Genomic DNA, 24,108 nt, shown 5'->3' with positions numbered 1-24,108 from the left:
GTCAGCCACCCTGCACCGCCGTCACCACCTCGACCTTGGCGCCGTCGGAAAGCGCGGTGTCCCACTGCGAGCGCGGGATCACCGACCAGTCCACCGCGACCGCGATCCCCTTCTCGGGGAAGCCGAGGCCGTCCAGTAACGAGGCGATCGTCGTGCTCTCGTCGACTTCCACCGTTTCGTCGTTGACCGTGACCTTCATCGAACCAGTGCTCCTTCCAGCTCGGCGGCGATCGTCTGCGCCGTCCACGGCGCCAACAGGAAACCCGACCGACCGTGCCCCGCGGCGACAAGGGTGCGCTCGTCGACCCTGCCGACAAGCGGCAGGTTGTCGGGCGTCATAGGCCGCAGACCGGCGCCGACCTCGGCGAGCTCGTACTCGCCGAGAGCGGGCATCACCGCGCAGGCGTCGTCGAGCAGATCCCGCACGCCGCTCACCGTGGGCGCGGTGTCGCGGCCGTGTTCGTACTGCGTCGCGCCGACCACGACGCCGTCCGCACGCGGCACCACATAGACCTGACGGCCGTGCACCCGGGCGCGCACCACCAGTTTCGGCACCGGCAGACACCCGCGACGCCAGCGCAACCGCAGCACCTCGCCCTTGACGGGGCGCACCGGCAGCCCGGGCCACAGCGTCGGGGCGTCGATGCCGTTGGCGATCACGACGCTGTCGGCGGCACCGGTCTCGGCCAGCGAAGGCACCGGCGGGGCCCACTGCACGCCGAGCCGTTCGCACTCGGCGGCGAGGCCGGCGACGACGGCGCGGTTGTCGACGGCGAGTTCGGTGTCGGCCACAAAGCCGTGCCGGATACCTTGGGCGAGAAGGGGTTCGATATCACGCGCCGACGTGGTCGGCGTCACCGGGTGACCTTGTTCGGACAACCACCCCGCAACGGTCCTGAGGTCGGCGGCGTCCGCGCGGTCGACGGCGACGACCAGCGACCGGCGCGCGGTGACGACCTCAGGCGGCAGCCCGTCGAGGAAGCCGTCATGCCACAGCTGAAGGGATTCCAGGCCGATCCGCAGCAGTTGTTCCTCGCCGGGCCAGCCCTCGCTGTGCGGGGCGAGCATGCCGCCGGCGACCCAGGACGCGCCGGCCTGCTCGGCACGGTGCACGCGGACCGCCCAGCCGTCCTGCAGCGCCCGCCGTGCCACGGCGAGCCCGATGACACCGCCCCCGACGACGGCAAGCGTCCCGCGGGTCTGGGTGGGCATTCACTGGCTCCCTTCGCCGGCATGACCCGGATCAGGTGTGACGGTAAGAGTCGGCGGACTCACTCTCAGTCCCCGTACCCGGGACTCCCGTGTGGTCGGCTACCAGCCTACGTCGCGCCGGCGCTAGCGTTCGAGTGTGCGTGAACCCCGACTAGCGAGCGCTTCGCTGTACCTGTGCACCGACGCCCGCCGTGATCGCGGCGACCTCGCCGAGTTCGCCGACGCGGCGCTGGCCGGCGGCGTGGACATCATCCAACTCCGCGACAAGGGGTCGCCGGGCGAGCAGCGGTTCGGGCCGCTGGAGGCGCGCCAGGAGCTCGACGCGCTGCAGGTGCTCGCCGACGCGGCCCGCAGGCACGGGGCGTTGCTCGCGGTCAACGACCGCGCCGACATCGCGCGCGCGGCCGGCGCCGACGTGTTGCACCTCGGTCAGGACGACCTGCCGCTCAGTGTGGCGCGGGAGATCATCGGCGACCGCGTGGTCGGGCGCTCGACGCACGACCTGGACCAGGTGCGGGCCGCGGCGGCCGAAGACGTCGACTACTTCTGCGTCGGGCCGTGCTGGCCGACGCCGACGAAACCGGGCCGACCCGCCCCGGGGCTGGACCTGGTGCGGGCGACCGCCGCGCTGGGCACCGACAAACCGTGGTTCGCGATCGGGGGCATCGACGCCGACCGGCTGCCGGAAGTGCTGGCGGCCGGGGCGCGGCGGGTGGTGGTGGTGCGGGCGATCACCGCGGCCGACGACCCGAAGGCGGCGGCCGAAACGCTGGCCGGACTGCTCAGCGCTGCGGGTTGACCAGCAGCGGGATCGCGGCCGTGACCTCGCGCAGACGCTGCCAGCTCGCGGCGAAGCCGGGATGCAGGGGAAGGTCGGCGACCTCGTCCTCGGCGACCCAGCGCAGCTCGGCGCTCTCCCGGTTGGGGATGGTGTCGAGTTCTTCGGAGGTGTCGGCGATCACCGTGGTGTAGGTCCATCCGGACACCTCGGCGGTGACCACCGTGGTCCGCACGGTCAGTTGCTCCGGAGGCAGCCCGGCCTCTTCGTGCGCCTCCCGCACCGCCGCCTGTTCCGGGGTCTCGTGACTGTCACGGGCACCGCCCGGCAACCCCCACGTGCCGCCCTGGTGACTCCACGGCGCGCGGTGCTGGAGCAGTACGGCGGCCGACCCATCCGGGCGGGGCGCCCGCAGGAGCAGCCCGGCGGCGCCGTGCCGGCCCCAGTAGGCATTGCCGGTCGCCGACACCACCCAGCCGTCCCCGTCTCCACGCACGCGTTCAGGATAGGGAACGCGTCCGGATTCTTGACACGTGAATCCCCGCACGCCGACCGATGAGCTCTTAGAATTCCCTCATAGAATTCGCGGTAGCTAGAGTTTGTGGCCGAACGACCACCGGAGAGATCGAGACCAGGATGAGGTCCGCGCAGACGTGACTGTGGAGTTGGCGCACCCCTCGACCGAGCCTCTTGCGTCGCGGTCGCCGACAGCTGCGTCTCATCCGCGGTGGTGGTTCCTGTGGACCACGCCCGGACGCATCCTGACCATCGGGCTGGTGCTCGCCGCGCTGGTCGTCGCGAGCGCGTTCGCGACCTCGACCACGATCAACGACCGCCAGCAGGCCCTGACGACGGTGCTCAACCACACCGAGCCGCTGTCGTTCGCGGCCGGGCAGCTCTACACCACGCTGTCGGTCGCCGACGCCGCGGCGGCCACCGCGTTCATCGCCGGCGCCGAGCCGCGGGCGGTGCGGCAACGCTACGAGCAGGCCATCACCGACGCGTCGGTCGCGGTGACACGGGCGTCCAGCGGCCTCACCGAGGAGTCCCTGGTCCAGTTGCTGGGCCGGATCAACGCACGGCTGGCCGTGTACACCGGGCTGGTCGAGACGGCCAGGACCAACAACCGTGCCGGAAATCCCGTCGGCTCGTCCTACCTGTCGGAGGCGTCGGCGCTGATGCAGGAGAAGATCCTGCCCGACGCGCAGCGGCTCTACGAGGAGACCTCGGCGCGGGTGGACGCCGAGACCACCGCGTCGACCCGCATCCCGACGCCGGTGATTCTGGTGGTGGTCGCGACGCTGCTGTTCGGGGTGTTCGCCAACCGGTGGCTGGCCAAGCGGACCCGCCGCCGCGTCAACATCGGTTTCGTCGCCGGCGGGCTGGCGGTGCTGATCATGTTGATGTGGGTCGGCACGGCGCTGGTGATCTCGACCGCCGACAGCCGCAGCGCCAAGGAGACCGCGGCCGAATCGCTGAAGACGGTCACCACGCTCGCGATCACCGCGCAGCAGGCGCGAGCGGACGAGACCCTGTCACTGATCCGCCGCGGTGACGAGGACCTGCGGAAGCAGTCCTACTACCAGCGCATCGAGGACATGAAGGAGCAGCTGGCGAGGTATCTGGCACGCGACGACTCGATCGACAAGACCGACCTCGCCGATGCCGCCACACTGCTGGACCGGTGGCGTGCGGCCGACGACCGGATCTCGGCCTACATCGCGGTCGGCAACTACCAGGCCGCGACGCAGGTGGCGCTGGGCACCGGCGAGGACGACTCCACGCCCGCGTTCAACAAGCTCGACGAGGCGCTGAGCAAGGGCATCGAGCAGAGCCGCACCCAGCTGCGCAACGAGATCGTCAACGCCCGCCGGGTGCTGTCCGGCGCGACCGTGGGGGCCGCCGCGCTGTCGGTCGTGGCGGCCGTGGCGGTGGCGCTGGGGATCTGGCCGAGATTGAGCGAGTACCGGTGATGAGCGCTTGCGCGAAAGTCCTGGGCGCGGCGCTGGCGGCGGTGCTGCTGCTGCTAGCCGGGTGCGCGCAGACGTCTCCGGTGGTGCCCACGCCGACCGTGATCCTCGCGCCGCCCACCCCGGCCGGTTTCGAGGAGATGCCGCCGGAGCCGGCGAAGCCGCCGGCCCGGGCCGACGACGACTGCGACCCGAGGGAGAGCCTGCGCCCGTTCGACAACGAGAAGGACGCCGAGAAGGCGGTCGCGAACATCAAGGCGCGCGGACGCCTGATCGTCGGTCTGGACATCGGCAGCAACCTGTTCAGCTTCCGCGACCCGATCACCGGTGAGATCACCGGCTTCGACGTCGACATCGCCGGCGAGATCGCCCGCGACATCTTCGGCACGCCGTCGCAGGTGGAGTACCGCATCCTGGCCTCGGCCGACCGCATCGCCGCGCTGCAGAACAACGAGGTGGACGTCGTGGTCAAAACCATGACGATCACGTGCGAGCGCAAGAAGCTGGTGAACTTCTCCACCGGGTACCTGACTGCCAACCAGCGCATTTTGGCGCCGCGGGATTCGAACATCCGCCAGTCGTCGGACCTGTCCGGCAAGCGGGTCTGCGTGGCCAAGGGCACCACGTCGCTGGAACGGATTCAGCAGATTACGCCGCCGCCGATCATCGTCGGGGTGGTGACCTGGGCCGACTGCCTGGTGGCGCTGCAGCAGCGGCAGGTCGACGCGGTCAGCACCGACGATTCGATCCTGGCCGGGCTGGTGTCCCAGGATCCGTACCTGCACATCGTGGGGCCGTCGCTGAACGAGGAGGTCTACGGCATCGGGATCAATCTGGAGAACACCGCACTGGTGCGTTACGTCAACGGCACGCTGCAGCGCATCCGGAGCGACGGCACCTGGAACACGTTGTACCGCAAGTGGTTGACCGTGCTGGGACCTGCTCCCGGGCCCCCTGTCGCGAGGTACACGGACTGATGGCCGAACATGACGACACCACCTTAGACGGCGATCCGGGTACCCAGCCCGCGAACTTCTCGGACCTGGCCGACGACACGATGTCGACGGCGCGGCCGATGGCGACCCAGGCGGTGTTCCGGCCCAACTTCTTCGACGACGACGATGACGACGACGACGCGCAGTTCCACACCGGAGACACCGAGCCGCAGCTGAACACCACGACGGTGACCCGCTACATGTCGCCGACCCGCAGACTGGGCGGCGGGCTGGTCGAGATCCCGCGGGTCCGGGCCCGGGATCCGTTGGCCGCGTTGATGACCGATCCCGTGGTGGCCGAGTCGAAACGTTTCTGCTGGAACTGCGGCCGGCCCGTGGGCCGGTCAACCAAGGATGGCAAGGCCCCCTCCGAAGGCTGGTGCCCGCACTGCGGCAGCGCTTATTCCTTTCTACCGCAGCTGAATGTCGGCGACATCGTCGCCGACCAGTACGAGATCAAGGGCTGCATCGCCCACGGCGGGCTGGGCTGGGTGTATCTGGCCTTCGACAAGAACGTCAACGACCGCCCGGTGGTGCTCAAGGGACTCGTGCACTCCGGTGACGCCGAGGCGCAGGCGATCGCGATGGCCGAGCGGCAGTTCCTGGCCGAGGTGACCCATCCCGGGATCGTGAAGATCTACAACTTCGTCGAGCACGACGACAAGCACGGCAACCCGGTCGGCTACATCGTTATGGAGTACGTGGGCGGGACGTCGCTCAAACAGGCCACCCACCACCGCAAGACCGAACGGACGCTGCTGCCCGTCGCCGAGGCGATCGGCTTCATGCTCGAAATCCTGCCCGCCCTGGGCTATCTGCACTCGCTGGGCCTGGTGTACAACGACCTCAAACCCGAGAACATCATGGTGACCGAGGACCAGCTCAAGCTGATCGACCTCGGCGCGGTGTCTCGGATCAACTCCTTCGGATACCTGTACGGCACACCGGGTTACCAGGCGCCGGAGATCGTCCGGACCGGCCCGACGGTGGCCACGGACATCTACACGGTGGGTCGCACGCTGGCTGCGCTGACACTGAAGCTGCGCACCCGCAAAGGCCGTTACGTCGACGGACTGCCCGAGGACGATCCGGTGCTGCGCGAGTACGACTCGTTCGGCCGGCTGCTGCGGCGCGCGATCGACCCCGATCCGCGGCGGCGGTTCCAGAGCGCCGAGGAGATGTCCAGCCAGCTGATGGGTGTGCTGCGCGAGGTGGTGGCCAAGGACACCGGGGTGCCCCGGCCCGGTCTGTCGACCACCTTCAGCCCGTCACGCTCGACGTTCGGGGTCGATCTGCTGGTCGCCCACACCGATGTGTACCTCGACGGTCAGGTGCACTCGGAGAAGCTGACCGCCCAGGAGATCGTCCGGGCTCTCCAGGTGCCGCTGGTCGACCCCACCGATGTCGGGGCCACCGTGCTGTCGGCGACGCTGCTGAGCCAACCGGTGCAGACGCTGGACTCGTTGCGCGCCGCCCGACACGGCGCGCTGGACTCCGACGGCATCGACCTGAGCGAGTCGGTGGAGTTGCCGCTCATGGAGGTCCGCGCGCTGTTGGATCTCGGTGACGTCGCCAAGGCCACCCGCAAGCTCGACGAACTCGCCGAGCGGATCGGATGGCGCTGGCGGCTGGTCTGGTTCCGGGCCGTGTCGGAGCTGCTGACCGCCGATTATGACTCCGCCACAAAGCACTTCACCGAAGTGCTGGACACCCTGCCCGGCGAGCTGGCCCCGAAGCTGGCGCTGGCCGCCACCGCCGAACTGGCCGGCACCGCGGACGAGCGCAAGTTCTATGACACCGTGTGGTCCACCGACCACGGGGTGATCTCCGCCGGTTTCGGATTGGCCCGTGCGCAGTCGGCTGCTGGAGACCGGGACGCCGCGGTCCGCACACTCGACGAAGTACCGGCCACCTCAAGACATTTCACCACCGCCCGGTTGACCAGCGCGGTCACGCTGCTGTCCGGTCGGTCCAGCGGTGAGATCACCGAACAGCACATCCGTGACGCCGCGCGCCGGGTGGAGGCGCTGCCCGACACCGAACCCAGGGTGCTGCAGATCCGCGCGCTGGTGCTGGGCACGGCGATGGACTGGCTGGCGGACAACACCGCCAGCACCAACCACATTCTGGGCTTCCCGTTCACCGAGCACGGGTTGCAGCTCGGGGTCGAGGCCTCGTTGCGGAGCCTGGCCCGCGTGGCGCCCACCCAGGCCCACCGGTACGCGTTGGTCGACCTGGCCAACAGCGTGCGCCCGATGTCGACGTTCTGATCCGGCACCGCCCGGCACCGCTCCGGCAACTACGGAATCCGTTGCTGGAGGTCCAGATATTGACGCCTTCGCCGGTTGCCGCGACTCGCCAGGACTGACATATGGCCAAACGTGCTGGTTAACGCACATACATGTGATTCACAACGGCATATGGTCAGCCCACTGATTCCGTAGTATCGTGGCGCCACTACCAGGTGACTTCATCGGCGCAGCTTTGAGACCCAGGGCCTGCCACCTGACTTCGACTTCGTCCAGGGGAGTCCACATGTCCGCACCAGATCCACTGCCGGCCCCCAGCACACAGCGGTTCTTCCGGCCGGATCCCACCTCGTTCGAACTGCGCGAGGAACACCACCGGGCCACGTTCTCCGCCTGCGAACTGCCACCGTCGAGCGTCCTGGTGACGATCCACGGGGAGATCGACGCCGTCAACAGCATGGCGCTCGCGTGCTACGTGGAGAAGCGTCTGGCGGGGGCCCGCAAGCTGATCCTGGACCTGCAGACCGTCGAGTTCTTCGCGGCCTCCGGCTTCGCCGCACTGTCGAACATCAACGTGGTCTGTGCCCGAAGCGGCGTTCGCTGGAGACTGCTCGCGGGAACTCACGTCCGCCGCCTGCTCCGGATCTGCGATCCGCAACGTGAGCTACCCGTCGCCGAGCCCAGCGCCAAGTACTCCCGCACACGCCCGAGCAATCGCCAACTCCTCGTTGGTGGGTATAACTAGCACCGCCGTCGGCGCCCCCTCCGGGCAAATTCGCCTGGCCGTCCGGGCCGGGCTCTCGTTGAGGTGCTCGTCGAGTTCGATGCCGAACGCCGTCAGACCGGAGAGCGCGTCGCGCCGGACCGCCGCGTCGTTCTCGCCGACGCCGGCGGTGAACGTGATGACATCGGCTGAACCCAGTACCGCCAGGTAGGCGCCGATGTACTTGCGCAGCCGGTGGATGTACACCTCGTAGGCCAGTTGCGCTGCGGGGTCACCGGACTCGATCTTGCGGTGCAGTTCCCTGAAGTCGACCTCACCGCCGAGACCGCGCACCCCGGAATGCCTGTTCAGCATCGTCTCGATGTCCTCGACCTTCATCCCGGCCGTGCGCCACAGGTAGAAGATCACGCCGGGATCCACGTCACCGGAGCGGGTTCCCATCACCAGTCCCTCCATCGGGGTCAGCCCCATGGAGGTCTCGACCGGCCTTCCCCCGACGATCGCCGACGCCGATGCGCCGTTGCCGAGGTGCAGCACGATCTGGCTCAGCGAGTCCAGCGGCTCACCGAGGAACTCGGCGGCCCGTTCGCTGACGTACTGGTGCGACGTGCCGTGGAACCCGTAGCGGCGGATGCGCCAGGACTCGGCGACGTCCGCGTCGATCGCGTAGGTGGCCGCCGCAGGCGGCAGGTCGTGAAAGAACGCGGTATCGAACACCGCGACGTGGGGCAGGTCCGGCAGCGCCTTGCGGGCCACCTCGATTCCCAGGATGGCCGGCGGATTGTGCAGCGGCGCAAGGGCGGACAGTTCCTGTAGGCGGGTGATGGTTTGGTCGTCGATGACGGTGGGCTGATAGAGGTCGGGACCGCCGTGCACGACGCGGTGCCCGACCGCGACCAGCCCGAGGTCATCGAGGTGGTGGCCGTCAGAGGCCAGCGACTCGAACACCACCTGCATCGCCGCGGCATGGTCGGTGACCCGCTCGACGATGCCGTCCGCGACGAGCGCACCTGAATCCGGGTCCACCACCGCGTATTTCACCGACGACGAACCGGTGTTGAGCACCAGCACCGAGCGTGTCATCGCCAATCACCCCTGCGCCTGGATCGCGGTGATGGCCACCGTGTTGACGATGTCCTCGACCAGCGCGCCACGGGACAGGTCGTTGACCGGCTTGTTCAAACCCTGCAGCACAGGTCCGATCGCGATGGCGCCCGCGCTGCGCTGCACCGCCTTGTAGGTGTTGTTCCCGGTGTTGAGGTCGGGAAAGATCAACACGGTGGCGTGGCCGGCCACCTTCGAGTCGGGCATCTTGGTCTCGGCCACCGACGGTTCCACCGCGGCGTCGTACTGGATCGGCCCCTCCACCAGTAGCTCGGGCGCCCGCGATCGCACGAGTTCGGTTGCCTTACGTACCTTTTCGACTTCTTCGCCGGCACCTGAGGTGCCGGTCGAGTACGACAGCATCGCCACCTTCGGCTCGATGCCGAACTGTGCGGCGGTACGCGCCGACGAGATCGCGATGTCGGCGAGCTGCTCGGCGGTGGGATCGGGCACGATGGCGCAGTCACCGTAGGCGAGCACCTCGTCGGCCAGGCACATGAGGAAGATGCTCGACACCGTGGAGACATCGGGCCGGGTCTTGATGATCTCGAAGGCCGGGCGCACCGTGTGCGCCGTGGTGTGCCGCGCACCGGACACCATGCCGTCGACGATGTCGTTGTGCACCAGCATCGTGCCGAAATACGACACGTCGTGCATGATCTCGCGGGCCTGCTCCACCGTCACGCCCTTGTGCGCACGGAGCTTCGCATACTGCTCGGCGAACCGGTCACACAGGTCGCTCGTCCGCGGGTCGAGCACGGCCGCGTCCGACAGATCCACGCCGAGTTCGGCTGCCCGGGACCGGATCTGGGCTTCGTCGCCGAGGATGGTGAGGTCGGCGACACTGCGGTCCAGCAGTCTGCCGGCAGCCTTGAGGATGCGGTCGTCGTCGCCCTCGGGCAGCACGATGCGCTTGCGGTCCGCCCGTGCCTGGTCGAGCAACTGATAGGTGAACATCTGCGGGGTGACCACCGACGGGATCGGAAGGGCCAGCTGCGCCAACAGCTCGGCGGTGTCGACGTGGGTCTCCATCAAGGTCAGCGCGGTGTCGATCTTGCGGTGCGACTTCGAAGTGACCCGGCCGCGGGTGGCCGCCACCCGGCTCGCGGTCTCGAAGGTGCCGAATCCGGTCTCGATGATCGGCACCCGCAAGCCCAGTCCCGACACCAGCGATCCGATCGCCGGGTGCAGAGTCAGCCCGCCGTTGAGTATCACCGTCGACAGCGACGGAAAGCCTTCTGCGGCATGCGCGCTGAGCACGGCCAGCACCACGTCGGAGCGGTCCCCCGGCGTGATCACCGCGATGCCCTCGGTGAGTCGTTCCAGCACATGCTCGGCCGTCATACCCGCGACGAGCACGTCGAGCACCTCGCGGTCGAGCAGCGCCGAATCCCCCTGCACCTGGGTGCCATCGACCGCGTCCCGCAGCTCGGCCACCGAAGGGGCCACCAGCAGCGGCTCCTCGGGCAGCACGTAACTGCGCGGCTCGACCGCGGTGAGCGCCTCGGCCACCGCGGTCATCTGCGTCGGCTCACAGCGGTTGGCCACCACCGCGGCGGTGTGGGCGTGTTGCGCGGCGATCTCGTCGATGCAGACCTCGGCCACCTGGACGACCTGCTCGGGGGTGCGGTCCTTGGCCTTGATCGCGAGCACCACCGGCGCACCGAGATTGGCCGCGATGCGCGCATTGGTGGACAGCTCGCTCGGCGCGGCCACGTCGGTGTAGTCGCTGCCGACGATCAGCACCGCGTCGCTGCGGTCCGCGACACGGTGGAACCGGTCCACGATGTCGGCCAGCGCGGCCTCGGGGTCGTCGTGCAGCTGCTGATAGCCCACACCCACGCAGTCCTCGTACGGCAGCTCCGCGGTCGTGTGATCGAGCAGCAACTCCAGGATGTAGTCCCGGTCCTCACCGGTCCTGGTGATCGGCCGGAACACCGCGACCCTCGGCACCGTGGCGGCGAGCCTGTGCAGTATGCCCAGCGCGATGGTCGATTTTCCGGTGTCGCCCTCCGGCGACGCGAGGTAGATCGAGGAGGTTGCTCCCGTCGAGGCGTCAGGCACGGGTCAAAGCCTGCCTGTCAACTGGCTGTCATGTCCACCGGCACCTGCAGGGTGGCCACCAGACCGCGGTGGTCGGCGCCCGGCACGGTCACCGTGGTGGCGCCGACGGTGGAGCAGTTCTTGGTCAGGACGTGATCGATGCCGAGCAGCGGCGGGCGCATTCCGCGGCCGGGATAGGTGCGGACCAGGCCGGCTCCCGCGTCGGCACCGGCGTCGCCGTAGCCCTCGTCCAGAAGGCGGCGGAACGGCGCCATGTCGGAGGTGGCGTTGAAGTCCCCGGCGACGATCACCGCGCCCGCGCCCGCCGTGCGGCCGACATCGCGCAGGGTCTCGGGCAGGCGGGCGATGTCGTCGCGCCACCCGTCGATGGGCGCCGGCCAGGGACCGGGCAGGTGTATCGACAGCACGGTGGCGTCGACACGCACGCCAGGGATCCGGATCCGCGACCCGACCATCGGCATCGTGTAGCCGTCGATGCGGCCGGAGTGCACGATCGGATACCGGCTCCAGATCCCGATGCCGGAGGCGTTGCGGGCCGGCAGGATCACCCGGTACGGAAAGACCCCGTCCATGCCCGCCGCCGACAACCCGTCCGCGGATTGCTGCGTCAACTCCTGCACCGCGACGATGTCGGCGACGTTCCGGGCCAGCGTGGCGAATGCAGCCGGATCGGCTTGCCCGAGATAGAGATTCGCGGTCAGCACGCGCACGTCGACCGCCGCGGTTTCGGGAGCCGCCGAACTCAGGTACCGCGGCACGTACATCCACATCAACGCGACGGTCAGCGCGACCGAGACCAGGGTGAGCAGCCAGCGCCTGCCGACGGCAAGCAACAGCATCGCCGCCGGCGCCGCGAGCGCCAGGTAGGGCGCCGCGGCGGCGACGATCAGCATGGGGTGCCCGGTGATGGGCAGGTAGCGGGCGGCGAGGCCTACCACCGCGGCGGCCAGGGCGCCCACGCCCAGCACCGTCGCAGGAATGCGGATCATGCGCGGTGTCGCTGCTCAGCCGAGCTTGCGCAGCCTCGGTTCCAGGTCGCGCTGGAACAGTTCCAGGAACCGCCTCTGGTCATGCCCGGGCGCATGGAACACCAGATGGTTGAGGCCCCAGTCGACGTAGTCCTTGACCTTGGCGACGGCCTCGTCCGGGTCGGACGCGACGATCCACCGCTTGGCGACCTGCTCGATCGGCAGTGCGTCGGCGGCCTTCTCCATCTCGATCGGATCGTCGATCGAGTGCTTCTGCTCGGCGGTCAACGACAGCGGGGCCCAGAACCGGGTGTTCTCCAGCGCCAGTTCGGGATCGGTGTCATAGGAGATCTTGATCTCGATCATCCGGTCGATGTCGTCGGGGTTCTTGCCGGCCGCCTCGGCGCCTTCCCGCATCGCCGGGATCAGCTTCTCCTTGTAGAGCTCCTCGCCCTTGCCGGAGGTGCAGATGAAGCCGTCGCCGGCGCGGCCGGCGTACTTGGCGACCTGCGGCCCGCCCGCGGCGATGTAGATCGGGATACCGCCCTCGGGCACGTCGTAGATCGAGGCGCCCTTGGTCTTGTAGTACTGGCCCTCGAAATCGACCCGGTCGCCGAGCCACAGTTCGCGCATCAGCTGCACCGCTTCGCGCAGCCGCGCGAAGCGCTCCTTGAAATCCGGCCACTGGCCCTCGTAGCCGGTGGCGATCTCGTTGAGTGCCTCGCCGGTGCCCACTCCGAGGAAGATCCGGTTCGGGTACAGGCACCCCATCGTCGCGAAGGCCTGGGCGATGACCGCCGGGTTGTACCGGAAGGTGGGGGTGAGCACCGACGTGCCCAGCACCAGCCGCTGGGTGCGCTCCCCCACCGCGGTCATCCACGCCAGCGAGAACGGGGCGTGCCCGCCCTTGTGCCGCCACGGCTGGAAGTGATCGCTGACCGTCGCGCTGTCCATGCCGTACTCCTCGGCCGCGACACCGAGTTCGACCAGTTCCCGCGGGGCGAACTGCTCCGCCGACGCCTTGTAGCCCAGTTTCAGTTCAGCCATAACTATGTTTCTACACTCGCCTGATGGCACCGGTACTGACGGCCGTCACCGACCGCGTCCACTTCGCCCAGACCGACCTGGTGAACTGGACCCTGGTCACCGGAGGTTCGGGCTCCCGGGAGGGCGTGGTGCTGATCGACGCCGGATTTCCGGGCAGCCGTCAGGATGTGCTGGATTCACTGGGACAGCTGGGGTTCGGGCCGGCCGACGTCCGCGCGATTCTGTTGACCCACGCGCACATCGACCATCTCGGGTCGGCGATCTGGTTCGCCCGGGAGCACGGCACCCCGGTGTACTGCCACGCCGACGAGGTCGGCCACTCCAAACGCGAGTATCTCGAGCAGGCCTCACCGCTGGCTGTCGCCGCGCAGGCGTGGCGGCCCAGGTGGCTGGCCTGGTCGGTGGCGATCATCCGCAAGGGCGGACTCGACCACTCCGGCATCCCCACCACCGCCACGCTGACCGAGGACGTCGCGGCGGGGCTGCCCGGCGCCCCCCGGTGCGTCCCGACTCCCGGGCACACCGGCGGGCACTGCTCCTACCTGGTCGACGGCGTGCTGATCAGCGGGGACGCCCTGGTGACCGGTCACCCGGTGTCCACGCGGCAGGGCCCGCAGCTGCTGCCGTCGGTGTTCAACCACGACGAGGACGCGTGCCGGCGCAGCCTCGAGGCGCTCGGCATGCTCGACACCGAGGTGCTGCTGCCCGGGCACGGGCCGGTGTGGCGGGGACGGGTCAGGGATGCGGTGAAGCAGGCGGCCACGGCGCAGCCGTGAATTCAGGAGCACGGCGAGCCGTGAATTGAGGACCACGGCGAGCCGTGAATTGAGGCAAGCGTCAGAGCAGTCCGAGCTGCCGATAGATGTCCGGGAGTAGGGCCTGCGCTTCGGGAAGCCAGAAGATTCCGGCCCAGGCGTGGAGTTGATCCTTCCGCAAGACGAACGTGACATCCGATCCCTTCGTCGCGATCGCCTTGTCCTGCAGGACCAGGACGTCCGGGGCGAGCAGATCGAGACTTCCGGAGTAGATCGCGGTCGGCGGCAGGCCCGCCAGCGATCCGTACAACGGGCTCACCAACGGGTCTGTCAGCTCCAGGTCCCCGGCCCACTGCTGGGCTCTGCGCACGGTGGTCGACGTCAGAATCGGATCGTCGACGAACTGGATCGCCGGGTTGCTCACCGTCAGATCCAGTGCGGGCGAGGACAGCACCATGTGCGACGGGACCTGATCGCCGCGACGCACCAGTTCCTGTACTGCGGTCAGAGCGATGCCGCCTCCCGCGGATGTACCTGTGACGCTGACGTTTCGGGCGCCGTGTTGCTCGATCTCGTTCGAGATGAGGTCGGCGATGACGGGGACGACTGTGCGCGCGGTGCCGCCCGGCGCCAACGGGTAGAGGGGCATCAGGACTGTCGCGCCGGTGTCGCGGGCCCACGAGGCGTACTGGAGCCATTCGAAGACAGTGGGTTTGACGACGTAGGCGCCGCCGTGCACGGCGACCACATACTTGCCGGACGGTCGTGGCGGACCCAGGGCGACTACCGGCATCCCGTCGAACTCGCTGCGCCGAACCTTCACGCCGATCGTGGTGAACCACGGTGGCGACTCGCTGGCGATCAGCGGCCCGATGTCGGTGACGAACTCCAGTCCCAGAACGCCGGTGACCGCACGGATCGCCCGGAACACGGCCGTGGTGACCTTCGATGCCGCCGAGGGTTCCCCTGTGAACGACGCCGGTACAGCAGGGGCGGTCTTTCCATCCGCATCCTGCTCGATCTCGGTGGTCGTCCGGCTGAACTGCAGGTGCTGCCTGCTTGACATCTGCTCGGTGTCGCGGCCGACCGAGGTCACCAGTGTCAGCAGCGCCGGATGGGTGCCGGCCGGGTTGGGCGTGTCGTCTGTCGCACGATTGACCGGTGTCCGGTCGGCCGGCACTGCGGTCGGCATCGAGACGACCCGCCGTGAGGTCGGCGGGCCCGACCGATTTTCGTGGTCGTCACTCGATCCGGTGGTGGCATGGCGGATGCTCCGGATCACTTCCGGTGGCGGCTCTGTCGGATGGTCCGCTCTCGGTGAGCGCGGCGGCGGGCCGTCGCCGTCTTCGTCGACCTCGTCGGCGTCTTCCTCGCCGTCACCGCCGGGGTCCGCGCCCCGTTCGGTCCCGGCGTCCCCGAGGCCGGCATCCTGGCCCACGGTTTCGTCGTGGCCCACGGTTTCATCGTCGGCTCGGTCGACGCGGGCGGGCCCGGCGTCTTTCCGTTCGACGTCCTCTCGTGTGAGCGACGAGTCCGAGGACGATGGACACGACGCGTCGTCGCTCTCCGCCCAGGCAATCCCGCAGCCCAGACCGGTCGTCACTCCGGCACCGATGCCGAGGGCGACCACCCACCCGCCGATCCGGCCGAGCTGATCGGTGCGGCCTGGATGATGTCTGCTCGCCATCACGCACCTCTTCCGGCTTGCGCACATTGACGAGTGGAATCCTCGTGCCTCTGCGCTCGAACGGACTCGGTAGTCGGCTACTGAAACTGCGCACCGACCGCTGTTCGTCCTCCCTACGACTGCATCAGGCCAGGCTGTCGTAGCCGAGCAGGAACAGCGCGGTCAGGGCCAGGCCGCACGCGACGACGATCGCCGGCATCAGGATCATCGTGTCGAGTTCGTCGTCGTCGAGGACGTCGGACTCGAAGCGCCCGAACAGCACCCGGGCGATCCCGGTCCTGCGGAAAATCTTCACCAGCAGTCGCACCGGCTTGCTGTCACGCCGGCGGCCGACGAGCAGCCGAGATACCCCGCCGATCGCGAACGTCAGTGCGGCAGCGGCCAACATCAGCCAGCCCACGGTCGCCTGCGACACACCGGCCAGCCTATAGCGCAAGCACCTTCAAGAACGCGATCGGATAGACCTCGCCCTCGCCCGGCAACGGTTCGGACAGCCGCCGGTACCCCATCGACACGTACAACGCCTCCGCCTCGGGCTGCCGGTCTCCGGTCGTCAGATAGATGCGCGAATAGCCTCGCGCGGCGATGTCGTCCTCGAGTCGCGAGACCAGCGCGCGGCCGTACCCGCGGCGCCGGTGGGCGCTGTCGGTCCAGATGCGCTTGAGTTCGGCGGTGGCTTCGTCGAAGCGGCGGAACGCCCCGCCGGTGACCGGTCGCCCGTCGAGCACGCCGATCAGCAGACCACCGTCGGGGCCGACGAACTCGTCGGCGGGGTAGCCGCGCAGCCAGGCGTGGACCCGGTCGCGTTCGCCGCCGTAGCGGTCGGCGTATTCGACGGCGAGCTCGTCGATCAGCGGTGCGGCGAGCGGATCGTCCTGGCCCACCGCCACGAACCGCAGTGCGGCCCCTTCACCCACGCGCCAGCACCGCCGCGAGTTGCTCGACGGTCAGCGCCCACCCGGAGTCGTGGTCGGAGAACGCCTCCGGCGGCAGCAGCGAATGCTCGACGGACATCAGTGTCGCGCCGTCGCCGTGCGGCTCGAACGCGACATCGACGATGCTCGTCGCCGTCGGATCCGCCCAGCCGGAGTGAGTCCACGTGAAGCGCAGCCGGTTCGGCCGGTCGATCTCGAGGAACTGCCCGGTGATCAGCACCGACCGTCCGGAGTCGTCGACGTCGAACCGCACCCGGCCACCGACGTGCGGTTCGACGGTCACCGCCACGCACCGGGACGGGCGCGGGCACATCCAGTCCACAAGGGCCACCGGATCCAGCCACTCGTCGAAGACGACCTCGGGCTCCGCGGGCATGACGCGGCGCACCCGGACTACCGGAGCTTCGGTCACCGGCGGTCCTGCTTCCTGCGCAGGCGTTCTGACAGCGCCTCGGCGCGGGCCGACCAGAATTCGGTCTGTTCGTCCATCCACCGCTGGGCCGCCGACAGTCCGTCGGGCTTCAATGAGAGCCAGTGCTCGCGGCCGCGCACCTCGCGCCGCACCAGACCGGCGGCCTCGAGCACCCCGACGTGGCGCGACACCCCGGCGAACGTCATCGGCAGCGGCGCAGCCAGGTCGCTGATCCGCGCGTCGCCGTCGCGTAGCGCTTCCAGCAGCCGTCGGCGCGTGGGATCGGCGAGGGCCGCGTAGGTCCGGTCCAGCACCGGATCTTCAACCATTCTGTTGACTATAGCCGGGGCGCGTGGTCTGCTGAATGTCCGGATCGTTCAACCAATCTGTTGAATGTTGGTCGGAAGGAGGGTGTCATGGAACTCCCGCGGATCGTGTCGGCGCAGGACTGGGATTCGGCGCTGGCCGAGATGCTGGTCAAGGAGAAGGAGATGACGCGGGCGCGGGACGCGCTCGCCGCGCTGCGGCGCCGGATGCCGTGGACCCCGGTGGACAATGAGTACCGCTTCGAAGGACCGGACGGCACCGTCACCCTGCCGGACCTGTTCGCCGGCCGTAGACAGCTGATCGTCTACCGGGCCTTCATGGATCCCGGCCCCGACGACTGGCCCGAACACGGTTGCGTCGGCTGCTCATTGATGGCCGATCACATCGGCAACCTCGCCCACCTCAACGCGCGGGACACCACCCTGGTGTACGTCTCCCGGGGCCCGCAATCGGACATCACCCGGATGAAGTCCCGGATGAGATGGGCCATCCCTTGGTACACAATGCTTCCCGATGACACACGTGCGTTCGACGTCGACTTCGGTGTCGACCAGTGGCACGGCACCAACGCGTTCATCCGCTGGCCCGACGACGCCGGCGACCGGGTGTACCGCACCTACTTCGTCAACCGCCGCGGCGACGAGGCATTCGTCAACACCTGGAACTTCCTCGACATCACCGCCCTCGGGCGGCAGGAAAACTGGGAGGATTCGCCGCCCGGACACCCGCAGTCGGCGCCCTATCGGTGGTGGCGTTGGCACGACGCGTACGGCCCCGGGCCCGGCGACCTGCCGAGGGCTCTTCCCAGAGAAAGTTGACACATGTAAAGTTCGCGCGCATGGACAACATCCGGGGTAAGACCATCGCGATCACCGGAGCGGCCCGCGGTATCGGATACGCGACCGCCGAAACCCTCCTCAAGCGGGGTGCGCGCGTCGTCATCGGCGACCGCGACGTCGCTCTACAGGAGTCGTCGGTGGCCAGGCTGGGCAACCTCGGGCCGGTGTCGGGCTATCCGCTCGACGTCACCGACCGGGAGTCGTTCTCCACCTTCCTCGACAAGGCCCGCACCGACGGCGGTGGCCACCTCGACGTGCTCATCAACAACGCCGGCGTGATGCCGATCGGCCCCTTCCTGGAGCAGTCCGAGCAGGCCGTGCGTTCGTCCATCGAGGTCAACCTGTACGGGGTGATCACCGGCTGCCAGCTCGCGCTGCCGGACATGATCGCCCGCGGGCGGGGCCACATCATCAACATCGCGTCGCTGTCCGGGCTGATCCCGGTCCCCGGGCAGGTGGTCTACGTAGGTGCGAAGTTCGGCGTCGTCGGGTTGTCCGCCGCCCTGGCCGACGAGGTGGCACCGCACGGGGTGCATGTGTCGGTGGTGATGCCGCCGTTCACCAAGACCGAATTGATCTCGGGCACAAAGGAAACCGCTGCCATCAAGCCGGTGGAGCCGGCAGAAATCGCCGCGGCCGTGGCCAAGACGCTCGACAAGCCCAAGACCCATGTGTCGGTGCCGCCGTTCCTGCGCTTCACCGCACAGGCGGCGCAGATGCTCGGGCCGCGGGGACGCCGCTGGATGAACAACAAGCTGGGCCTGGACAGCGTGTTCCTAGAGTTCGACACCGCCGAGCGGCAGGGCTATGAGCAGCGGGCACGGTCCGCGCAGGGGCTAGCCGAATGACGATCAAGCGGCGAGGCACGAGCCGCGATGAGGAATTCGGCAGTCGGATCTAGCCGAATGACGATCAAGCGGCGAGGCACGAGCCGCGATGAGGAATTCGGCAATCAGATCTAGGTAGTGTCTGTTAATTGCGGACGCGGTGATAGATGATGATCGCAGCTAGGGTGACGCCCCCGAGGTAGCTCAGCGCGTATTTGTCGTATCGGGTGGCGATACCTCGCCAGTGCTTGAAGCGGTTGAAGGATCGCTCGACGGTGTTGCGGTGCTTATAGATTCGCCCGGAGAACGCCGGTGGCCGTCCGCCTTTGCTTCCCCGGCTCTTTCGGCGGGCGATCTGGTCGCTGCGCTCGGGAATGGTGTGGGCGATTTTGAGCTGGCGCAGTCGGGCTCGGGTCGAGTCATGGGAGTACGCCTTATCGGCGAGTAGCCGAAACTTTGGGCCCTGATGGGCAGTCAGCAGTGGCCACAGCATCGGGTTGTCGCCGGCTTGCCCCGGCGACAGTGCCATGGTGACCGCGCTGCAGCGTTGATCGGCCAGCGCGTGGATCTTCGTTGTCAGCCCGCCGCGTGAACGGCCGATGGCATGGTCATCGGGCTCATCGGGGTGTTTGTTGTAATTCGACAGATCCCCCTGTGTGGCGACCAGGGCGGGCACCAGCGGCATGCTGATGTACACGCACGCTGGTCGAATCCACCGCCAGCAGCAGTTCGACCAGCTCAGCGTCAGCGTCATCGACATCGATGTCACGGGAGATCGCTGCGAAGATCTGCGCGTAGGTGCCGTCGGTGGACCACCGCAGGTGACGTTCAGCCACCGACTGCCAGGCGCCGAACTGCGCGGGCAGATCGCGCCACGGAGATCCAGTCCGGTAACGCCAGATAATTCCTTCCAGCGTCACCCGATGATCGTTCCACGGCCGCCCGCGCCGTCGACCCGAAGGCAGTACCGGCTCAATCACCGACCACAAGTCATCAGAAATCACATCAGTCCGTAACACTTAAACAGCATCAGGCACAACATCGTTCACATTAAGCAGACACGCCCTAGCCGAAGACCGGTAGGGGTGCGCCCATCCTGTAGGCCTCGATCGTGTCGAGGTGCTCGAACAGCTCGTCGAGGTTGAACTGGTAATCCTCGGCCGTCCCGACAAACACCACGTGCGCGATCTGGCCGCCGTCGTCGGGGGTGAGCAGCACCACCGTCACGTTGACGGCCTCGTTCTCGTCTGGGACCTCGGCTTCGGAGGCCGGCCAGTACCAGGCGGCGCCGGTGTCATCCTCGACGTCGAGCGAGAACTCCCAGCCGCGCTCGGTCAGCTTGGCATCGAATTCCTCAAGGTCCGAGGCGATCTCGAGTTCGTCGGCGACCCGCGCCGGAAGCCAGGTCTGGTCCCGGACGGCCTGACGTTTCCTGCGTCGGGCCTTCTTCGCATCCGACCGTCTGGACAATTACCCGAGCGCCCGGTCCAGGTCGGCGATGAGGTCCTCGGTGCCTTCCAGCCCGACCGAGATCCGCACCACGCCGTCGCCGAGGCCGATCGCCGCCCGCCCCTCCGGCCCCATGGCCCGGTGCGTCGTCGTGGCTGGGTGGGTGATCAACGACTTGGCGTCGCCGAGGTTGTTGGAGATGTCGATGATGTGTAGCTTGTCGAGCACCTCGAAGGCCCGCTCCTTGCTGCCGCCCACCAGCTCGAAGGTGATCACCGTTCCGCCGCCGGACATCTGACGCTTGGCCAGGTCGTACTGCGGGTGCGATTCCAGGAACGGGTACTTCACCCAGCTGACCGCCGCATGCTGCTCGAGGAACTCGGCGATGCGGTGGGCCGACGCATTCTGGTGCTGCACCCGCAGGGACAGCGTCTCCAGCCCCTTGAGCAGGGTCCAGGCGTTGAACGGGCTCAGCGCCGGGCCCGTGTGACGCATCAGCTTCTGCACCGGCCCGTCGATGTACTCGGCGTCGCCGAGGATCGCCCCGCCCAGCACACGGCCCTGGCCGTCGATGTGCTTGGTGCCCGAGTACACGACGACATCGGCACCCAACGGCATGCCCCGTTGCAGCACCGGGGTGGCGAAGACGTTGTCCAACACCACCTTCGCGCCTGAAGCGTGCGCAAGATCGCACACCGCGGCGATGTCGACCAGCGACTGCATCGGGTTCGACGGCGTCTCGAAGAACACCGCTTGGGTCGGGACGGACAACGCCCGTTCCCACTGCTCGAGGTCATCGCCGTCGACGAACACCGTCTCGACGCCCCACCGCGGCAGGATCTCGTTGCACACCACGAAACACGAACCGAACAGGCTGCGTGCGGCCACCAGCCGGTCGCCGGCGCCCAGCAGCGCCCCCAGCGCGGTGAACACCGCCGACATGCCGGTCGCCGTCGCGAAGCACGCCGGGGCCCCCTCGAGCAGCCGCAGCCGCTCCTCGAACATCGCGATCGTCGGATTGCCGTAGCGCGAGTACACGAAGCGGTCGATCTCGCCGGTGAACGCCTTCTCCGCGGCGGCGGCCGACTCGTAGACGTAGCCCGAAGTCAGGTACAGCGCCTCGGCGGTCTCCTCGAAGCCCGACCGCAGCAGCCCGCCGCGCACCCCGATGGTGTCCAGGCTGACCCCCTCGGGAAGCGGAGCGGGGATCCGGACGGATTCGCCGTCGCTCATGACTGGGCCCACGGCAGCCCGACAGCCTTCCAGCCGGTGGCGCCGCGGTGCTTGTGCTCGTCGAGGTTGCCCTCGAAACCGTCCAGGATGTTGTAGGACGGGCCGATGCCGGCCTCGGTGGCAGCTTCTGCGGCCCCGATGGAGCGGTTGCCGGAGCGGCACAGGAACAGCACGGGACGCTCGCCCGGGGTGAGGCCCGCCGAGACCAGGTCGTCGACGAAACCGTCGTTGCGGGTGCCGTCCGTGCGATTCCACTCGATGTAGATCACGTCGCGCTGCAGCGAAGACAGATCGGGCACCCCGACGAATCGCCACTCGGCGTCGGTGCGGACGTCGACCAGCACCGCATCGGGGTTCTCGCTCAGCAGCGACCATGCCTGTTCAGGCGTGATGTCTCCGGCATAGCTCACGGTCGTGAGTGTCCCACAGCTAGCTGGGACCGGTCGAACAGACCTTCCAGCTTCCGCCCTCGCGCACGAAGGTCATCTCGACCGTCTCCTTGGCGTCCTTGTCCTTGTCGAAGTAGTAGGTGATATCGGCGGTGGCACGGTCGCCGTCCACTGCGACGCCGGCCACCCGGTCGACGAACCGCTCACCCCGCCGTAGGACCGAGGAACGTTGTGTATCAAGAACTTTGGACTCGGCGGCGTGCTGCTCGGCGCAGGTGAACACCTTGAAGTCGGCGTAGTCGCCGCGTTGCAGCGCGTCATTCTGGCCGGACGCGGCCCGCGCGATCTGCTGGTCGTCGGTCATTCCGTCGCCGGAGAACACGTTGAACAACCAGATTCCGATCACGACGGCCGTAATGATCGCCAGCGCCCCGAGGAACGGTGCGACTGCCGAGCCGCTGGACTCGGTGCCGTCGGTCTCGTCGCGGCCGCTCACCGGAGCCTGCGCACGGCGGTCGCGACGCGGCGGGCGCGATCGCGCGCCACGATCGGGTCCTGGGCGGTCGCCGTGGACCAGCTGCGCCAGGGCGCCTCGCCGCCGAACACCCGGACATCGCTTTCGGCGACCGCGAGCGCATCGGCCAGCACTGCGCGCATCTCGGCGCTGGACACGTCCCTGTCCTCTCCGTCGGAGTAGCCCACCTCGACCGCGCCCGGCGAGATCATGATGGTGTCGACCGGAAGCCCGAGGATGGCGCGCGCGTGCAGTTCGAACTGCGACAGCCGTTGCGAGCGCAGCGTCACCAGGCCGCTGTCCTGCAGCCGCGGCCTGACGTCGGAGAAATACACCTCGTCGCCACGCACCAGCAGTTCGACCGCGAACACCCCTCGGCCCCCGAGGGAGTTGACGATGCGTGCGGCGATCGACTTCGCCGAGTCCAGTGCGACAGGCGAGAGTTGCTGTGGCTGCCAGGATTCCAGCGCATCGCCGTCGCTCTGGTGATGTCCGATCGGCTCGCAGAAATGCACTGTGGGCCCGGCCGGCCCCGTCGTGCGCACCGTCAGCAGGGTGACCTCGAAGTCGACTTCGACAACCGTCTCAGCCAGGACGCGCTGCGTGCTCGGTGCGCCGCCGCCCACCGCCCGCTTCCAGGCCGGCTCCACGTCGGCGGGTCGCAGCAGCACCGACTCGCCCTCGCCCGGTGCTGCGGCAACCGGTTTGACCACCATCGGGAATCCGGCGTGCGCCGCGATCGCGGTGAGTTCCTCGACCGATCCCGCGAACCAGAACGGCGCGGTGGGCAGCCCGAGTTCGTCGGCGGCGAGCTTGCGCAGACCCTCGCCGTCCTGGGACAGACGGGCGGCCCGAGGCGTGGGGAACACCTCGACGTCGTCGCGTTCGGCGATCGACAGCAGCGCGTCCGTCCCCACGGTCGCCGTGTCGAGCACCACGTGGCCGGGCCGGTGCTCGTCGATCAGCGCCGTCAGCGCGTCCGCGTCTGGTTGGTCCGTGGCGGTGACCACCTCGGCGCCGAGCCGCCGGAACGCCAGCGCGAGCTCACTGCTGCGCGCGCCCACGCCGAGCAGCAGCACCGTCTCGCCGTACCTCGTGTCAGTCATCGAGTTTCCAGCCTGCCAGACGCGTCGCCGGAATCAGAACATGACGTGAGCGCCGCGCGGAACGTGCCCATCGCGTCGGTCAGGGCGGCGAACACCCTGTGCGCGGCCGCCAGGTCGCTGTCCGGCAGGTCGGACAGTGCCCGGTGGGTGTGCTCGGCCAGCGGAGTGAAGAACTCGCGGGCGACCTCCATGCCGGGCTGGGCGACGCGCAGCATCACCTTGCGCCGGTCGGCAGGGTCGGAATCCCGCAGCAGATGGCCCGACGCGATCATCCGCTCCACCAGGTAGGTGATGGCCGCCCCCGAGGTGCCCATCCGCTCCCGGAGCTCGCCGGCCGTCAGCGGCGTGCCGGCGTTCTCGGCGACCGTGACGTAGAGCAGTGCCCGGAAATCGTTGGCGGTCAACGCGTGCAGACCTGCGAAGCGGTGTCCTATCCGGTCAGATTCCGCCGTCATGGCCCGCACATCGGCGGCGATCGACGCCTCGAGCGCGACCCGGTCGACATCCTGCACGGCCCCCACCCT

At 68.5% G+C, this 24,108-nt stretch carries 26 protein-coding genes, 1 pseudogene and 1 riboswitch; of the genes and pseudogenes, 8 read left to right on the top strand and 19 right to left on the bottom strand.

Features of this window, described 5'->3' with window-relative positions:
- Position 1: 1 nt before the first annotated feature.
- Positions 2–199, bottom strand: coding sequence for a sulfur carrier protein ThiS (gene thiS, locus KXD97_RS10680; RefSeq protein ID WP_260756722.1), 198 nt, complete (start codon positions 197–199; stop codon positions 2–4).
- A complete protein-coding gene (thiO, locus tag KXD97_RS10675) occupies positions 196–1,212 on the bottom strand; it encodes a glycine oxidase ThiO (RefSeq protein ID WP_260756721.1) in 1,017 nt (338 codons plus the stop codon). The genes thiS and thiO overlap by 4 nt, the downstream gene beginning before the upstream one ends.
- Positions 1,203–1,313: riboswitch (TPP riboswitch) on the bottom strand. Its footprint overlaps the gene before it by 10 nt.
- Before the next feature lie 35 nt (positions 1,314–1,348).
- Between thiO and thiE the strand changes: the two genes are divergently transcribed.
- Positions 1,349–2,011, top strand: coding sequence for a thiamine phosphate synthase (thiE, locus tag KXD97_RS10670; protein ID WP_260756720.1), 663 nt, complete (start codon positions 1,349–1,351; stop codon positions 2,009–2,011).
- Here the strand turns inward: thiE and KXD97_RS10665 are convergent.
- Entirely contained in the window at positions 1,995–2,486 is a 492-nt protein-coding gene (locus tag KXD97_RS10665; RefSeq protein WP_260756719.1) for an NUDIX hydrolase, read from the bottom strand. The genes thiE and KXD97_RS10665 overlap by 17 nt on opposite strands.
- Positions 2,487–2,643: 157 nt before the next feature.
- On the opposite strand from KXD97_RS10665, the gene glnX reads away from it, so the two are divergent.
- From glnX to KXD97_RS10645, 4 genes are all read left to right on the top strand, one after another.
- Complete coding sequence (glnX, locus tag KXD97_RS10660; RefSeq protein ID WP_260756718.1) at positions 2,644–3,963, top strand: protein kinase G-activating protein GlnX; 1,320 nt, start codon at positions 2,644–2,646, stop codon at positions 3,961–3,963.
- Positions 3,963–4,937 carry a glutamate ABC transporter substrate-binding protein gene (locus KXD97_RS10655; RefSeq protein ID WP_260756717.1) on the top strand — a complete coding sequence of 325 codons (975 nt, stop codon included), beginning with the start codon at positions 3,963–3,965 and terminating at the stop codon, positions 4,935–4,937. Before glnX ends, KXD97_RS10655 begins: the two co-directional genes overlap by 1 nt.
- Positions 4,937–7,225 carry a serine/threonine-protein kinase PknG gene (locus KXD97_RS10650; protein WP_260756716.1) on the top strand — a complete coding sequence of 763 codons (2,289 nt, stop codon included), beginning with the start codon at positions 4,937–4,939 and terminating at the stop codon, positions 7,223–7,225. The genes KXD97_RS10655 and KXD97_RS10650 overlap by 1 nt, the downstream gene beginning before the upstream one ends.
- Before the next feature lie 265 nt (positions 7,226–7,490).
- Positions 7,491–7,949, top strand: coding sequence for an STAS domain-containing protein (locus KXD97_RS10645; RefSeq protein ID WP_260756715.1), 459 nt, complete (start codon positions 7,491–7,493; stop codon positions 7,947–7,949).
- Here the strand turns inward: KXD97_RS10645 and KXD97_RS10640 are convergent.
- Genes KXD97_RS10640 through fgd form a run of 4 tightly spaced genes read right to left on the bottom strand, consistent with a single transcriptional unit; the run spans position 7,869 to position 13,111 of the window.
- Complete coding sequence (locus KXD97_RS10640) at positions 7,869–9,011, bottom strand: acetate kinase (protein ID WP_260756714.1); 1,143 nt, start codon at positions 9,009–9,011, stop codon at positions 7,869–7,871. The genes KXD97_RS10645 and KXD97_RS10640 overlap by 81 nt on opposite strands.
- A 6-nt stretch (positions 9,012–9,017) precedes the next feature.
- Complete coding sequence (gene pta / locus KXD97_RS10635) at positions 9,018–11,096, bottom strand: phosphate acetyltransferase (RefSeq protein WP_260756713.1); 2,079 nt, start codon at positions 11,094–11,096, stop codon at positions 9,018–9,020.
- Between the two features lie 17 nt (positions 11,097–11,113).
- Positions 11,114–12,085: an endonuclease/exonuclease/phosphatase family protein gene (locus KXD97_RS10630; RefSeq protein ID WP_260756712.1), complete on the bottom strand. Its 972-nt coding sequence runs from the start codon at positions 12,083–12,085 to the stop codon at positions 11,114–11,116.
- 15 nt (positions 12,086–12,100) lie between these two features.
- Positions 12,101–13,111 (bottom strand): glucose-6-phosphate dehydrogenase (coenzyme-F420), encoded by a 1,011-nt coding sequence (gene fgd / locus KXD97_RS10625; protein WP_260756711.1) that lies wholly within the window; start codon positions 13,109–13,111, stop codon positions 12,101–12,103.
- A gap of 23 nt (positions 13,112–13,134) precedes the next feature.
- On the opposite strand from fgd, the gene KXD97_RS10620 reads away from it, so the two are divergent.
- The gene (locus tag KXD97_RS10620; RefSeq protein ID WP_260756710.1) at positions 13,135–13,887 is read left to right on the top strand and encodes an MBL fold metallo-hydrolase; all 753 of its coding nucleotides are present in this window, start codon (positions 13,135–13,137) and stop codon (positions 13,885–13,887) included.
- A 61-nt stretch (positions 13,888–13,948) separates the two neighbouring features.
- Here KXD97_RS10620 and KXD97_RS10615 read toward each other — a convergent pair whose 3' ends face one another.
- The 5 genes from KXD97_RS10615 to KXD97_RS10595 all read right to left on the bottom strand — a co-directional run bounded on the left by KXD97_RS10615 (position 13,949) and on the right by KXD97_RS10595 (position 17,229).
- Positions 13,949–15,553 (bottom strand): alpha/beta hydrolase fold domain-containing protein, encoded by a 1,605-nt coding sequence (locus KXD97_RS10615; RefSeq protein ID WP_260756708.1) that lies wholly within the window; start codon positions 15,551–15,553, stop codon positions 13,949–13,951.
- Between the two features lie 124 nt (positions 15,554–15,677).
- Entirely contained in the window at positions 15,678–15,941 is a 264-nt protein-coding gene (locus tag KXD97_RS10610; RefSeq protein WP_260757910.1) for a hypothetical protein, read from the bottom strand.
- 37 nt (positions 15,942–15,978) lie between these two features.
- Entirely contained in the window at positions 15,979–16,470 is a 492-nt protein-coding gene (locus tag KXD97_RS10605) for a GNAT family N-acetyltransferase (protein ID WP_260756707.1), read from the bottom strand.
- Positions 16,463–16,900, bottom strand: coding sequence for an SRPBCC domain-containing protein (locus KXD97_RS10600; RefSeq protein ID WP_260756706.1), 438 nt, complete (start codon positions 16,898–16,900; stop codon positions 16,463–16,465). Before KXD97_RS10600 ends, KXD97_RS10605 begins: the two co-directional genes overlap by 8 nt.
- Positions 16,897–17,229 carry a helix-turn-helix transcriptional regulator gene (locus KXD97_RS10595; RefSeq protein ID WP_260756704.1) on the bottom strand — a complete coding sequence of 111 codons (333 nt, stop codon included), beginning with the start codon at positions 17,227–17,229 and terminating at the stop codon, positions 16,897–16,899. The genes KXD97_RS10600 and KXD97_RS10595 overlap by 4 nt, the downstream gene beginning before the upstream one ends.
- A gap of 87 nt (positions 17,230–17,316) precedes the next feature.
- On the opposite strand from KXD97_RS10595, the gene KXD97_RS10590 reads away from it, so the two are divergent.
- Together KXD97_RS10590 and KXD97_RS10585 are read left to right on the top strand one after the other, a co-directional pair.
- Positions 17,317–18,045 (top strand): DUF899 domain-containing protein, encoded by a 729-nt coding sequence (locus tag KXD97_RS10590; protein ID WP_260756703.1) that lies wholly within the window; start codon positions 17,317–17,319, stop codon positions 18,043–18,045.
- 20 nt (positions 18,046–18,065) lie between these two features.
- On the top strand, positions 18,066–18,914 hold the full coding sequence (locus KXD97_RS10585) for an SDR family oxidoreductase (protein ID WP_260756702.1): 849 nt from the start codon (positions 18,066–18,068) through the stop codon (positions 18,912–18,914).
- A gap of 124 nt (positions 18,915–19,038) precedes the next feature.
- On the opposite strand, the pseudogene KXD97_RS10580 reads toward KXD97_RS10585, so the two are convergent.
- The 7 genes and pseudogenes from KXD97_RS10580 to KXD97_RS10550 all read right to left on the bottom strand — a co-directional run bounded on the left by KXD97_RS10580 (position 19,039) and on the right by KXD97_RS10550 (position 24,096).
- Positions 19,039–19,912 (bottom strand): annotated as a pseudogene (locus tag KXD97_RS10580) (IS5 family transposase).
- A gap of 46 nt (positions 19,913–19,958) precedes the next feature.
- Complete coding sequence (locus tag KXD97_RS10575) at positions 19,959–20,363, bottom strand: hypothetical protein (protein WP_260756701.1); 405 nt, start codon at positions 20,361–20,363, stop codon at positions 19,959–19,961.
- Positions 20,364–21,575 (bottom strand): O-succinylhomoserine sulfhydrylase, encoded by a 1,212-nt coding sequence (locus KXD97_RS10570; RefSeq protein ID WP_260756700.1) that lies wholly within the window; start codon positions 21,573–21,575, stop codon positions 20,364–20,366.
- On the bottom strand, positions 21,572–21,985 hold the full coding sequence (locus KXD97_RS10565) for a rhodanese-like domain-containing protein (protein ID WP_260756699.1): 414 nt from the start codon (positions 21,983–21,985) through the stop codon (positions 21,572–21,574). Before KXD97_RS10565 ends, KXD97_RS10570 begins: the two co-directional genes overlap by 4 nt.
- Before the next feature lie 19 nt (positions 21,986–22,004).
- Positions 22,005–22,460, bottom strand: a complete 456-nt coding sequence (locus KXD97_RS10560) for a lumazine-binding protein (protein ID WP_260756698.1) — start codon at positions 22,458–22,460, stop codon at positions 22,005–22,007.
- Positions 22,457–23,584 carry a formate-dependent phosphoribosylglycinamide formyltransferase gene (gene purT, locus KXD97_RS10555; RefSeq protein ID WP_260756696.1) on the bottom strand — a complete coding sequence of 376 codons (1,128 nt, stop codon included), beginning with the start codon at positions 23,582–23,584 and terminating at the stop codon, positions 22,457–22,459. Before purT ends, KXD97_RS10560 begins: the two co-directional genes overlap by 4 nt.
- Positions 23,581–24,096 (bottom strand): MarR family winged helix-turn-helix transcriptional regulator, encoded by a 516-nt coding sequence (locus KXD97_RS10550; RefSeq protein ID WP_260756695.1) that lies wholly within the window; start codon positions 24,094–24,096, stop codon positions 23,581–23,583. Before KXD97_RS10550 ends, purT begins: the two co-directional genes overlap by 4 nt.
- Positions 24,097–24,108 lie beyond the last annotated feature (12 nt).

The sequence above is a fragment of the Mycobacterium sp. SMC-8 genome (assembly GCF_025263565.1).
Taxonomy (GTDB): domain Bacteria; phylum Actinomycetota; class Actinomycetes; order Mycobacteriales; family Mycobacteriaceae; genus Mycobacterium.
Note: the sequence above shows the minus strand (reverse complement) of the source record. Positions and strands in the feature narration are given on the sequence as shown.

Bases quoted from the DNA above. Each gene is read 5' to 3' on its own strand.
- KXD97_RS10585 (WP_260756702.1), top strand. From the start codon at position 18,066: ATGGACAACATCCGGGGTAAGACCATCGCGATCACCGGAGCGGCCCGC.
- purT (WP_260756696.1), bottom strand. From the start codon at position 23,584: ATGACTGACACGAGGTACGGCGAGACGGTGCTGCTGCTCGGCGTGGGC.
- thiO (WP_260756721.1), bottom strand. From the start codon at position 1,212: ATGCCCACCCAGACCCGCGGGACGCTTGCCGTCGTCGGGGGCGGTGTC.
- KXD97_RS10645 (WP_260756715.1), top strand. From the start codon at position 7,491: ATGTCCGCACCAGATCCACTGCCGGCCCCCAGCACACAGCGGTTCTTC.
- KXD97_RS10570 (WP_260756700.1), bottom strand. From the start codon at position 21,575: ATGAGCGACGGCGAATCCGTCCGGATCCCCGCTCCGCTTCCCGAGGGG.
- KXD97_RS10650 (WP_260756716.1), top strand. From the start codon at position 4,937: ATGGCCGAACATGACGACACCACCTTAGACGGCGATCCGGGTACCCAG.
- fgd (WP_260756711.1), bottom strand. From the start codon at position 13,111: ATGGCTGAACTGAAACTGGGCTACAAGGCGTCGGCGGAGCAGTTCGCC.
- KXD97_RS10610 (WP_260757910.1), bottom strand. From the start codon at position 15,941: ATGTTGGCCGCTGCCGCACTGACGTTCGCGATCGGCGGGGTATCTCGG.
- KXD97_RS10615 (WP_260756708.1), bottom strand. From the start codon at position 15,553: ATGGCGAGCAGACATCATCCAGGCCGCACCGATCAGCTCGGCCGGATC.
- KXD97_RS10640 (WP_260756714.1), bottom strand. From the start codon at position 9,011: ATGACACGCTCGGTGCTGGTGCTCAACACCGGTTCGTCGTCGGTGAAA.
- KXD97_RS10655 (WP_260756717.1), top strand. From the start codon at position 3,963: ATGAGCGCTTGCGCGAAAGTCCTGGGCGCGGCGCTGGCGGCGGTGCTG.
- KXD97_RS10595 (WP_260756704.1), bottom strand. From the start codon at position 17,229: ATGGTTGAAGATCCGGTGCTGGACCGGACCTACGCGGCCCTCGCCGAT.
- KXD97_RS10630 (WP_260756712.1), bottom strand. From the start codon at position 12,085: ATGATCCGCATTCCTGCGACGGTGCTGGGCGTGGGCGCCCTGGCCGCC.
- KXD97_RS10620 (WP_260756710.1), top strand. From the start codon at position 13,135: ATGGCACCGGTACTGACGGCCGTCACCGACCGCGTCCACTTCGCCCAG.
- thiS (WP_260756722.1), bottom strand. From the start codon at position 199: ATGAAGGTCACGGTCAACGACGAAACGGTGGAAGTCGACGAGAGCACG.
- KXD97_RS10590 (WP_260756703.1), top strand. From the start codon at position 17,317: ATGGAACTCCCGCGGATCGTGTCGGCGCAGGACTGGGATTCGGCGCTG.